The following is a 10813-nucleotide window of genomic DNA, read 5'->3' as shown; positions in this document are numbered from 1 at the left end:
GCGGGTGGTCGCGGCCGGGCCCGGTTTCACGATTTCGGCCGAGGGCAGCGCGCTGGCAAGTGCGGCGCCCGGCCAGTCGGTGCGGGTGCGGATGGCGGCGGGCCAGATCGTCACGGCGATCGTCAAGGACGCCGGCACCGTGGAAATTCCGCTGTAGGGGCGGATCCCGCCCCAAGAATGTAAAGAATTGTTTATTCGGGGCATTTCGGGCTCGCGATGCTAAAGTTCGGGCCGACCCGGCCGTTATCTGGGTCAAACCGAACAGGAAACCCATCGTGAAGATCGATTCCACTCCGAACCCGAGCCCCCTGGCGCCGACCGGCAACGGCGCGACCCGTGCGCAATCCGGCGCGGCCTCGTCCTCGTCCGCACAGGCGGCCGACGCGGGGTCGACCGGCGGTGACACGACCGTGAACCTGTCGGGTCTGTCCGGCCAGTTGCGTTCGGTATCCGCGTCCGGCGGCGATATCGACACGGGCCTGGTCCAGTCGATCAAGGACGCGCTGAACAACGGCACGCTGACGATCGATGCGAACAAGATCGCCGACGGCGTATTGAATACTGCCCGCGAGTTGCTGCAGCAGCAGCGCCCGGGCAGCTGAAGCCGGCCTCGCGAGGCCGGTCCCCCGGTTTGCCGGCGCATAACCGCGCCGGCGCGACGAGCATGACGCGATGAGAGAAGAGCTGCTGGCCACGGTCAACGACGAACACGCGACGGTCGAGGCGTTCGCGTCTCTGCTCGCGTACGAGGAAAAGGCGCTGACGATGGCGCAGCCGCTCGAGATGCTGCCCGGGATCGTCGAAAAGAAAAGCGAGCTGATCGATCGGCTCGCGCAACTCGAACGCACGCGCGACACGCAGCTTTCCGCCCTCGGCTTTCCGTCCGGCAAGAAGGGCATGGACCAGGCCGCCGAGCGCGATGCCCGCCTCGCCGGCCGCTGGCAGTTGCTGCAGCAGTCCGCCGAACGCGCGCGCCAGGCCAATGCGAACAACGGGATGCTGATCCGGATCCGGATGGACTACAACGAGCGCGCGCTCGCGGTACTGCGCTCGGCGCCCGCGCCGGCCGGCGTCTACGGCCCCGACGGGCGCGTGTCGGCACTCACGCGCTGAAGCACTGACCGACTGATTGGCGGCACGACGCCGCCACCGTACTTTCCGCCTCTCGCCGCCGTTCGCGGCACCTCACGTTTCGACAGACCGGGCCCGAGCCCGGCACCCACGGTCCCTTCCGATACACGGCTGCGCAGCCGCGCGCCGTCCCGTTACAACAATCAGAAGAGGGCCGCATGCCATATTTCCGCATTCCGTTTTCATCCCGCGTTGCCGCCGTTTCCGCCGTCGCCGCACTGGGCGCCGTGTTGACGCTCCCCGTCGCGCAGGCCGCCGGCCCCGCGCCGCTGCCTACGCCGACGGGCGACATGTCGCTGTCGCCGGCCGGCCCCGATGTCGTGCCGCCGGCCGCCTCGAGCGCGCCTGGCACGACGCCGCGCGCGGCGCGCCGCGGATCCGACACCTACACGTACCTGCGCTGCTGGTACCGGATCGACGCGGACCCGCTCAAGCCGGCCGCAACCTACGAATGGGCGCGCAACCCTGCCGGCGGCGACTGGTATCGCGTGTCCGGCTACTGGTGGGCGGACGGCATCACGCAGTGGAAGAACATGTTCTACAGCACGACGACGCAGGACGCGCTCGCCGACGTGTGCCACAAGACGCTGGCCGCGAAAGGCATCAAGACCGACCTCGTGCAGGCGGTTGCGGCCAACAACGCGCTGTCGTTCAACTACACGGTGTGGACCATCGACGCCGCGCAGCAGGACGCGCGCGTCAACAAGCTGATCGTGTTCGGCGACAGCCTGTCCGACACGCAGAACATGTTCAACGCGAGCCAGTGGAAGCTGCCGAACGGCACGAGCTGGCAGGCGGGACGCTTCAGCAACGGCCCGGTGTGGGCCGAATATCTCGCGAACGCGCTGCGGCTGCCGTTCTACAACTGGGCGATCGGCGGTGCGGCGACCGACCAGTACCTCGTCGTGCCGGGCCTCGTGCAGCAGATCGACTCGTGGCGCGAATACATGGATCGCGCGCCGGACTACCGGCCCGCCAACACGCTGTTCGCGGTGTTCGCGGGCGGCAACGATCTGGTGAACTACGGGCGCTCGCCCGAGCAGGCGGCGAATGCGGTGCGCGACAGCCTCGAGCGGCTCGCCGCGGCTGGCGCGACGCGGATCATGCTCGTCACGCTGCCGGACGTGTCGCGCGCGCCGGTGTTCGCGACCCGCACCGACACCGCGAGCGTCGCCGCGCAGGTCAAGGACTACAACCAGCGCCTCGCCGACGCGGCCGCCGCGCTGCGCGCCCGCTACGGCGCGACGCTGCGGCTCGAGGTGTTCGATGCGTATGCGCTGTTCGACGACCTGCTGAGCCATCCGGCCCAGTACGGCTTCGACGACGCGAAGCGTTCATGCCTCGACATCCCGAAACCGTCGTCGCTCACCTACCTGTCCGCGCAGACGCCGCGTGCGGACTGCCGCGATCCGGCGCGCTTCGTGTTCTGGGACACGCTGCACCCGACCACGCGCACGCACGCGTGGCTCGCCGAGCGGATCGCGCCGTTCGTGCGTGCACGCCTGCTGAACTGACCGGCGCGAGCGGCCGTGCTTACAGCAGCGGACACGCGGTGACCTGCGTGCCGCGTTCGACGCACAGCCGCTCGTAGTCGCGCAGGTACGCGCGCTCGTCGTCGTCGAGCAGGTCGAGATCGATCAGGTCCCAGTCGTAGCCGACCGTCACGATGTTCTCGAACGTGACGGTATCCGGCTGCGCGTCGTCCCGGTGGATGATCACGATGTTCTCGATCCGCACGCCGCCCTTGCCCGGCACGTAGATGCCCGGCTCGACCGAAATCACCGCATTCGGCACGAGCCCGTACTTCGCGCCCGGTGCGAACCGCACGCCGCCCTCGTGCACGTGAATCCCGACGCCGTGCCCGGTGCCGTGGCCAAAATCGTGGCCGTGGTCGCGGCACACCTGCCGCACGACCGCGTCGACGTCGCCGCCCTTTGCGGTGCTCGGGAAGCGCGTGACGAGCCCCTTGATGCAGGCCTTCAGCGCGACCGTGTAGATCTCGCGCTGCCACGGCTGCGCGACCGTATCCGGGTCGGTCCGGCGCAGCACCACGCGCGTGCAGTCCGTCGCGAAGCCGGCTTCGTAATAGGCGCCGCTGTCGAGCAGCACGAGTTCGCCTTCCGTCAGCTCGACGTCGGCGCTCGCCGCCGTGTAATGCGCGAACGCGCTGTTCGCGCCGTTCGCCGCGATCGACGGAAACGTCAGCGCCACCGCCGAGCGTGCGCCGTACGCGTCGTTGATCGTGCGCGCCAGGTCGTATTCGGTGTGGCGCGTGCCCGGCTCGCCGGCCTTCGCCCAGCGCATCGTCTCGGCGATCGCCGCGGAGCTGCGCGCGAACGCGTCGCGGAACCGGTCGAGCACCGCCGGTGTCTTGCCGGCCCGCATCGCCTCGACCGGGTTGAAGTCGGCATGCCGCGCGTGCGGCCATACCCGCTTCACCGCGTCCACGAGCGCGCAATTCACCGATTCGAAGCCGTAGCACACGTGCTCGACGTCGAACTGGGCAAGAAAGCGCTCGAGCGCCGCGACATCGCGCCGGATCACGTGCAGCGCCGGATACGACGCGAGCGTGACCTCGCAGCGGTCGCAGCCTTCGGGCAGGAACAACGCCACCTGCCCGCCGACCGCGAACAGGAAGCCGAGGTGCGACGACGCATTCGGGATGTGATAGCCGCGGCTGTTCAGCAGATACGCGAGGTCGTCCGACGCGCAGGAGAAAAACGCCGTCTTGCCGTCCGGCGCGCCGGTCTGCGCGGCGAGCTGACGGTTCAGCATGTCGAGGTTCTGCGCGACGCTCAGGCCGGTCGCCGATTCCGGCACTTCGAAGATCGGCCGCTCGACGACCCAGCCCGGCAACGCGATCGCGCGATCGATTTCCCGGTCGGCGAGGCTCGTCCAGTCGAGCGACGCGGCCTGCGTCTGTTCGAACAGACGATCGCGCTGCCCGACGCTGATCCGCAGCGCATCGTAACCGACCCGTGCGAGCCGGCTGCCGTGCGCGACCAGCCAGTCGGCCATCGCCTGCCAGATCGTGACGTTCATCCCGAGCTTCTCGATGCGCACGCGCGCCGGATCGCACTGCTGCTCGGCCTGCAGGTGATAGCGGCCGTCGACGAACAGCACGAACGGGGGCAGATCGAGCGCCTGCGCGGTCGCCGCGCTCAGGAAGATCCCGCAGCCGGCCGAGCCGTCGAAACCCGACACCGCGTAGCGCGGATTGTTGGCGAGCGGCAGGTACTCGGTCACGTATTCGTCCTGCGACGTGACCAGCACCGCGTCGAGCCGCGCGGCCTCGAGCAGGCGCGACAGGCCGGCCTGGGTGTCGGCGACGGACGCGTCGTACGGGGGAAGGCCGGAGAAGCTGTATTTCAGTCGATCGATCATCGGAAGCCCGTTATGCATTGTTGTCGGCGGCCGGCGGTGACGCGGCGGGGTGCAGGCCCGGGGCGGGCCTGACGCGGCACGGCGCCGCTGCAGGTGGCCGCGCGGTCCGGCGCAGCACGGCACCGGGCCGCCGTGCCGTTCCGGCAGCAGGCCTTGAAAAAAATTTCGTCCCACTTAACTTTTTTTGATACTCGCGACAGAATCTAGAGCACGCCGAAATTGAGGTCAAGCTAAAATTTTCGTAGGGCTAAAATCGGCGCGGCGCCTGCGCATCCCGGCACAACGGGAATTCATCCGGCGAAACCGCGCGGTACAATTCGCCGGCATCGCCGTCCCGACGGCCGTGCTTCGTGCGATGCGCGGAATTCCCTGTCCGGCGGCTGCACCGCCCGTCCGCTCGCCTCCCGACTCGTTGTCACGAAAGAGATTCATGGATTCAGACATCATGCGTATCGGCCAGCGCATTCGCCGCCTGCGCCGGGAAGCGAAGAAGACGCTGCTGGAAGTCGCGACCGAGGCGAAACTGTCGGTCGGGTTCCTGTCCCAGGTCGAGCGCCACCTCACGGGCATCTCGCTGTCGTCGCTCGTCAACGTCGCGAAGGCGCTCGACGTGCCGCTCGGCGCGCTGATCGACCAGCCGCGCCAGGCGCAGCCCGATTCGCACGAAGGCCGCCGCAAGCCGTACGCGCTCGACGCCACGTCGCAGTGGTACGAACGCCTCTCCACCACGTTCGACGGCAGCCAGATCAACGCGCTCAAGGTGCAGATGATGGAAGGCTACCGCTCGGAATGGGTCGCGCACGGCGGCGACGAGTTCGTGTACGTGCTGGCCGGCCGGATCTGCTACACGGTCGGCAAGAAGGATTACCCGCTGTCGCCCGGCGACTCGCTGCACTTCGATGCGCGCAAGCGGCATCGGGTCGCCAACGTGGGCGACGGGCCGGCCGAGGTGATCGCGGTCGGCACGCTGCCGCTGTTCGACGACCGTGGCGCCGGGTTCGTGTCCGCGACGATGGACCTCGGGAAACCGGCGCCCGTCGCGCGTGCGACGCCGGGCGAGCCGCGCGTGAGCCGTCGTGGGTCGGCGCCCAAGCGGGCAGAGCGCGATCGTGACGCCGGCGCGGCAGGAAAGGAAAAGAAGGCCGCGGCCAAGCCGCGCGCATCCGCCGGCAAACGTCCGGCAGCCGCCAAGCCGGCGCGCAAGAAAAAGTCGTAACGGTTGTCGGGAGGCAGGCGCGCGATGCGCGCCCTTGCCCCTATTCGCCGATCTCGAGCGCCTGTGCGACGGCCTCGATCCGTGCGCGATGCACGGCTTCCTTGATCTTCTCCGTGTCGTTGCCGATGCCGCGCGCGATCGCGCCGGCATCGACGCTGCGCGCGGCCGCGAGCGCGACGCGCAGCCGCTCGGCCTGCGGATACGGCTGCGCTTCGAGCCCGAGCCGCCCACGCGCATCCGATTCGCATGCCTGCAGCATCTCGGCGAAACGCGCCGGCTTGCGCAGCGCGTCGCTGCGCTCGAACAGTCGCACCAGCGCGGCCGCGCCCATCTCCATCACGCGATGCAGGTTGCCGTGCTCGCGTGCAACCACGAGCGCGAGATCGCGGCACTCGTTCGGCACGCGCAGCCGCTCGCACATCGGCTTGAGCAGGTCGACGCTGCGCCCCTCGTGGCCGACGTGACGCGGCAGCACGTCGGCAGGCGTCGTCGCCTTGCCGAGATCGTGCGTGAGCGCCGCGAAGCGCACCGGCAGCGAGTAGCCCTGCTTCGCCGCATAGTCGACGACCATCATCACGTGCACGCCCGTGTCGACTTCCGGGTGGTAGTCGGCGCGCTGCGGCACGCCCCACAACGCATCGACTTCCGGCAGGATGCGCGCGAGCGCGCCGCACTCGCGCAGCACCGCGAACATCCGCGACGGCTTCGCCTCCATCAGCCCGCGCGCGATTTCCTGCCACACGCGCTCGGGCACCAGCGCGTCCACCTCGCCCGCATCGACCATCCACCGCATCAGCGCGAGCGTTTCGTCCGCGACCGTGAAATCCGCGAACCGCGCGGCAAAGCGCGCGATGCGCAGGATCCGCACCGGATCCTCGACGAACGCATCGCTCACGTGCCGGAACACGCGCGCGCGCAAGTCGGCCTGCCCGTCGAACGGATCGATCACCGGCCCGACCAGGTCGCCCTCCGGGCTCACCTCGCGCGCCATCGCGTTGATCGTCAGGTCGCGCCGCGCGAGATCCTCGTCGAGCGTCACGTCCGGCGCGTAATGGAACTGGAAGCCGTGATAGCCGGCCGCCGTCTTGCGCTCGGTGCGCGCGAGCGCGTACTCTTCCTGCGTCCGCGGATGCAGGAATACCGGGAAATCCTTGCCGACCGGCCGGAAACCCTGCGCGGCCATCTGCTCGGGGGTCGCGCCCACCACCACGTAATCGCGGTCCTGCACGGGCACGCCGAGCAATTCGTCGCGGATGGCGCCGCCTACTGCGTAGATGTTCATGGCGTCGGCTCGTACTCGGCAATCACGTTCGTTTCGCGGCGCGCGGCGTCGATCCAGCGCTGGACGGCCGGCAGCGCCGTCACGCGGGCCGCATAGCCGGCCGCTTCCGGCGACAGGCCCGGTGCGTACGTGTTGAAGCGCATCACGACCGGCGCGTACATCGCATCGGCAATGCCGAATTCGCCGAACAGGAACGGGCCGCCCGACGCCTCGAGACACTCGCTCCACAGCGCATCGATGCGCGCGACATCGGCGAGCGCATCCGGCGTCGCGCCGCGCCCCGGCATCGACGCGCGCACGTTCATCCCCATTTGCGTGCGCAGCGCCGCGAAACCCGAATGCATCTCGGCCGCGACGCAGCGCGCATGCGCGCGCTCGAGCGGATCGGCCGGCCACATCGGAAACTGCGGATAGCGTTCAGCGAGCGTCTCGGCGATCGCGAGCGAATCCCAGATCGCGACGCCGTGATCGTCGACCAGGCACGGCACCTTGCCGGACGGCGAATATTCGCGGATGCGTGCGGCCGTGTCATCGTGGCGCAGCTCGATGGCGATCTCGTCGAACGGGATGCCGAAATGCGCGAGCAGCAGCCACGGGCGCATCGACCACGACGAGTAGTTCTTGTCTCCAATGACGAGTTTCATGACGGTGTTCCGGAAAACGCGAAGGTGGAAAGGAAGACGCTGCCGGCCTAGCGGCGCGAGCGGAACCAGTCGAACCGGGAACGCTGCGCGGCATGGCCGAGATACGCGGGCGCGATGCTTTCGAGACTCGCGGGCGAGATCCCGAGCTCCGGTGCGAGCGGCCCCGACAGCACGTTCGGCACCGACATCGTCGCGAGATTGTCGCGTGTGAGCACGGGCTCGCCGGGCAGGCATTCGAACACGCTGGCCTGCAGCCGCGCGAGCGCGTCGGGCAGCCGCACGATGCGTGCCTGCCGGCCGACCAGCGTGCCGCAATAGCGCACCAGCTGCTCGAGCGTGTAGACGGTCGGGCCGCCGAGTTCGTAAGTCTTGCCGTGCGCGGCCGCGAGATCGAGCGTGTTGACGAACGCGCGCACGACATCGCCGACGAACACCGGCTGGAAGCGCGCGTCGGGCATCGCGAGCGGCAGCACGGGCACCGTGCGCTGCAGGTTCGCGAACGTGTTGAGGAACGCATCGCCGGGGCCAAACACGACCGACGGGCGGAAGATCGTCAGCGCGAGCGAATCGGTCGCCGCGATCGCATGCAGCGCGGCCTCGCCGTCGCCCTTCGAGCGCTGGTACATGCTCGCGCCGTGCGAGTCGGCGCCAAGCGCGCTCATGTGCAGCACGCGCGGCACCCCCACCTCGGTGCAGGCGGTTGCGAGTGCGGCCGGCAGCGTGACGTGCGCGCGCTCGAAGCCGGGCCCGTACGGCGTGCCACGGCCGCCGTGCAGCACGCCGACCAGGTTGATTGCCGCGTGCGCACCGGCAACGAAGCGCGCGAGCGTGCGCGTGTCGAGCGCTTCGAGCTCGACGATTTCGACCGGCAGCATCTGCAGATGGCGCGCGTGGTCGCGCCGGCGCGTGCCGATCCGTACCTGCTTGCCGGATTCGATCAGCGCATTGACGAGCCGGCTGCCGATGAAGCCGGTGCCGCCCAGCAGCGCGACGGTCTGGCGATCCATGTTCAGGGCCTCAAAAGAACACTGCCGCGTCTCGCGCGGCAGTGTGAAGATTGCGTATCAGGGCGAGATCATGCCTAGACGTTTCTTCAACGACTGCGGTTTGCCCTCGAAGAGCGCCGCGTAGTAGACGGTGTTCGACAACACGTTCTTCACGTAGTCGCGCGTCTCGTTGAACGGAATCGTTTCTGCGAAGATCGCGCCTTCGACCGGCTGCGTCAACACCTGGCGCCACTGGCGCGGCCGGCCCGGGCCCGCGTTGTAGCCGGCCGTGGCGAGCACCGGCGAGCTGTCGAAGTTGTTGTAGATGTCCGCCAGATACCAGGTGCCGAGCTGGATGTTGGTATCGATGTCGTGCATCTGCGCGCGCGAGATCGTGCCCATGCCGAGCTTCTTCGCGACCATCTGCGCGGTGGCCGGCATCAGCTGCATCAGGCCGCCCGCGCCCACCGACGAACGCGCGCTGATGATGAAGCGCGATTCCTGGCGGATCAGCCCGTACGCCCACTCGATGTCGAGGCCGGTCGATTGCGCATAGCGCTCGACGATGTTGCGGTACGGCGACGGGTAGCGCAGCGTGAAGTCGTGCTCGGCCTTCGTGCGGTCGGCCGTGTTGACCGTGCGGTCGAGCAGCTCGACGCGCTTGCCGTATTCGGCCGCGGCCAGCAGCTGGCGATCGGTCATCCCGCGCAGCGGCCAGTTCCATTCGCGGTTGCCTTCGAGGCGCAGGTTCAGCGCGTAGAAACGCTGCGCGAGCGCGAAGCCCGGAATCTTGCTCATCGCGTCGATCTCGGCGTCGCTCACCTTCGTGCGCGGCGGGATCGTCGTGCGCTGGCCGAGTTCTTCGCCGGCGAGCTGGCCGTAGAAGTTGAACTGGCCCGCGACCTGCTCGAATTCCTGGTTCGCCTGCAGCGTGTCGCCGCTCTGCTTGAGCGCGCGCGCATGCCAGTAGATCCAGGCCGGATCGTCGCGCAGCGACGGCGGCATCTGCTCGATCGACCAGCGCACCATCGGCCAGTTGCCGGCGAGCAGCGCGGCGCGCGTGCGCCATTCGTAGCCCGGGTTCGACAGCGGCGCATTCGTCGATTTCGCGTACCAGACCGACGCGAGCGGCGAGCGCTTGATCGCGCCCTGGTAGCCGATCGCACCCCACGCGATCGCCTGTTCCTGCTTGGTCAGCGACGCGGCGACCGACGTCAGCATCCCGGCTGCCGCGTCCGGATCGTTGCGCGCCATCCGGCTGAGCGCGATCAGTGCGAGCTGGTGCGAGGTCGCGTCGGGGCCGACGCCGCGCGCGAGGTACAGCGGCGGCGCGCTCGTCGCCTGGTCGAAGCCGACCGGGCGCGGGCCGAGCGCATCGACGATCTTGCCGCCGAGCGTCGTGTAGTTCTGCTCGTACGCGAGGCGCGCCTGCTGCCACACGTCGTCGCTCGTGAACTGCTGGTTGACCGTCAGCGCGGTGATCAGGTCGACGCACGCGTCGCCGTAGTTCTTGGGCTCGACGAGCAGCGCGCGTGCCGCATCGGCGACGTTCTCGCCGCGCGCCGCGCGCGATTCGAGCGCGTAGCACTTGACCTGCGTGTCGTCATCGAGCACGAAGCGCTTGTATTGGTCGTCGAAGTTGCGCCAGTCGTGGCGCGCGCCGAGCACGAGCAGGTAGTCGTTGCGCAGGCGGTCGGCGATCGCCTGGCCGTCGTAGCGCTGCAGGAACGACTGCACGGGCGCGTCCGGCGCGTCCACGCGCGCGCGGCCCGTCGAATCGAACAACTGCGGCTTGATCTGGAAATACTCGACGTAGGACGGCACCGGATAGTTCGGGATCATCGACGCGAGCTGCGCGGCTTTCGCAGCATCGTTGCGACGCGCGGCTTCACGAAGCTGCACGAAGGTCTGGTCGTCCCCGGAGACCGTATCGTCGTTCGGTGCGGCGCATGCGGCCGTGCCCGCGACGAGCGCGGTGGCCGAAAGCGTCAGCGCGACCGCGCGATATACTCGGAAAAGGCTGTTCGACATCGTTTTGAATGGAGCACGAAGTGAGCGAAAGCATAGCACGCAACCCTGTGCCAAACCCGAAGGTTGCGCTACGCAAAACGCTGTCCGGCGCGCGTCGCGACGCCGCGTCGCAACCCGCCGCGAACGCCGCGCTCGACGA

General features: G+C 68.7%; 10 protein-coding genes and 1 pseudogene. 6 read left to right on the top strand and 5 right to left on the bottom strand.

Annotation, left to right across the window (positions count from 1 at the left end):
* The 4 genes from G3N99_RS26145 to G3N99_RS26130 all read left to right on the top strand — a co-directional run.
* The coding region (locus G3N99_RS26145) for a flagella basal body P-ring formation protein FlgA (protein ID WP_206123830.1) at positions 1-157 on the top strand (157 nt) is incomplete at its 5' end.
* Between the two features lie 118 nt (positions 158-275).
* Positions 276-602, top strand: a complete 327-nt coding sequence (gene flgM, locus G3N99_RS26140; RefSeq protein ID WP_174947381.1) for a flagellar biosynthesis anti-sigma factor FlgM — start codon at positions 276-278, stop codon at positions 600-602.
* 70 nt (positions 603-672) lie between these two features.
* Positions 673-1113 (top strand): flagellar protein FlgN, encoded by a 441-nt coding sequence (locus tag G3N99_RS26135; protein ID WP_166962587.1) that lies wholly within the window; start codon positions 673-675, stop codon positions 1111-1113.
* Between the two features lie 176 nt (positions 1114-1289).
* On the top strand, positions 1290-2645 hold the full coding sequence (locus G3N99_RS26130; protein WP_206123829.1) for an SGNH/GDSL hydrolase family protein: 1356 nt from the start codon (positions 1290-1292) through the stop codon (positions 2643-2645).
* Between the two features lie 19 nt (positions 2646-2664).
* On the opposite strand, the gene G3N99_RS26125 is transcribed toward G3N99_RS26130, so the two are convergent.
* Entirely contained in the window at positions 2665-4515 is a 1851-nt protein-coding gene (locus G3N99_RS26125) for a M24 family metallopeptidase (RefSeq protein ID WP_174947376.1), read from the bottom strand.
* A 430-nt stretch (positions 4516-4945) separates the two neighbouring features.
* On the opposite strand from G3N99_RS26125, the gene G3N99_RS26120 reads away from it, so the two are divergent.
* Positions 4946-5731, top strand: a complete 786-nt coding sequence (locus G3N99_RS26120) for an XRE family transcriptional regulator (protein WP_206123828.1) — start codon at positions 4946-4948, stop codon at positions 5729-5731.
* A gap of 40 nt (positions 5732-5771) precedes the next feature.
* On the opposite strand, the gene G3N99_RS26115 is transcribed toward G3N99_RS26120, so the two are convergent.
* The 4 genes from G3N99_RS26115 to G3N99_RS26100 are packed head-to-tail and all read right to left on the bottom strand — an operon-like array spanning position 5772 to position 10674.
* Positions 5772-7013, bottom strand: coding sequence for a multifunctional CCA addition/repair protein (locus tag G3N99_RS26115; protein ID WP_206123827.1), 1242 nt, complete (start codon positions 7011-7013; stop codon positions 5772-5774).
* A complete protein-coding gene (locus tag G3N99_RS26110) occupies positions 7010-7657 on the bottom strand; it encodes a glutathione S-transferase family protein (RefSeq protein WP_174937526.1) in 648 nt (215 codons plus the stop codon). The genes G3N99_RS26115 and G3N99_RS26110 overlap by 4 nt, the downstream gene beginning before the upstream one ends.
* A 47-nt stretch (positions 7658-7704) precedes the next feature.
* The gene (locus G3N99_RS26105) at positions 7705-8664 is read right to left on the bottom strand and encodes a complex I NDUFA9 subunit family protein (RefSeq protein WP_206123826.1); all 960 of its coding nucleotides are present in this window, start codon (positions 8662-8664) and stop codon (positions 7705-7707) included.
* A 57-nt stretch (positions 8665-8721) separates the two neighbouring features.
* Positions 8722-10674, bottom strand: a complete 1953-nt coding sequence (locus G3N99_RS26100) for a lytic transglycosylase domain-containing protein (RefSeq protein WP_041492980.1) — start codon at positions 10672-10674, stop codon at positions 8722-8724.
* An 8-nt stretch (positions 10675-10682) separates the two neighbouring features.
* Here G3N99_RS26100 and G3N99_RS26095 point away from each other — a divergent pair.
* A pseudogene (locus G3N99_RS26095) lies at positions 10683-10813 on the top strand (5-formyltetrahydrofolate cyclo-ligase); the annotation flags it as partial.

The sequence above is a fragment of the Burkholderia sp. Ac-20392 genome (genome assembly GCF_017104585.1).
Taxonomy (GTDB): domain Bacteria; phylum Pseudomonadota; class Gammaproteobacteria; order Burkholderiales; family Burkholderiaceae; genus Burkholderia; species Burkholderia lata.
Note: the sequence above shows the minus strand (reverse complement) of the source record. Positions and strands in the feature narration are given on the sequence as shown.

Excerpts from the sequence above, each read along its gene's own strand:
- G3N99_RS26120 (WP_206123828.1), top strand. The coding sequence starts at position 4,946 with ATGGATTCAGACATCATGCGTATCGGCCAGCGCATTCGCCGCCTGCGC.
- G3N99_RS26115 (WP_206123827.1), bottom strand. The coding sequence starts at position 7,013 with ATGAACATCTACGCAGTAGGCGGCGCCATCCGCGACGAATTGCTCGGC.
- G3N99_RS26105 (WP_206123826.1), bottom strand. The coding sequence starts at position 8,664 with ATGGATCGCCAGACCGTCGCGCTGCTGGGCGGCACCGGCTTCATCGGC.
- G3N99_RS26110 (WP_174937526.1), bottom strand. The coding sequence starts at position 7,657 with ATGAAACTCGTCATTGGAGACAAGAACTACTCGTCGTGGTCGATGCGC.
- G3N99_RS26125 (WP_174947376.1), bottom strand. The coding sequence starts at position 4,515 with ATGATCGATCGACTGAAATACAGCTTCTCCGGCCTTCCCCCGTACGAC.
- G3N99_RS26130 (WP_206123829.1), top strand. The coding sequence starts at position 1,290 with ATGCCATATTTCCGCATTCCGTTTTCATCCCGCGTTGCCGCCGTTTCC.
- G3N99_RS26100 (WP_041492980.1), bottom strand. The coding sequence starts at position 10,674 with ATGTCGAACAGCCTTTTCCGAGTATATCGCGCGGTCGCGCTGACGCTT.
- G3N99_RS26135 (WP_166962587.1), top strand. The coding sequence starts at position 673 with ATGAGAGAAGAGCTGCTGGCCACGGTCAACGACGAACACGCGACGGTC.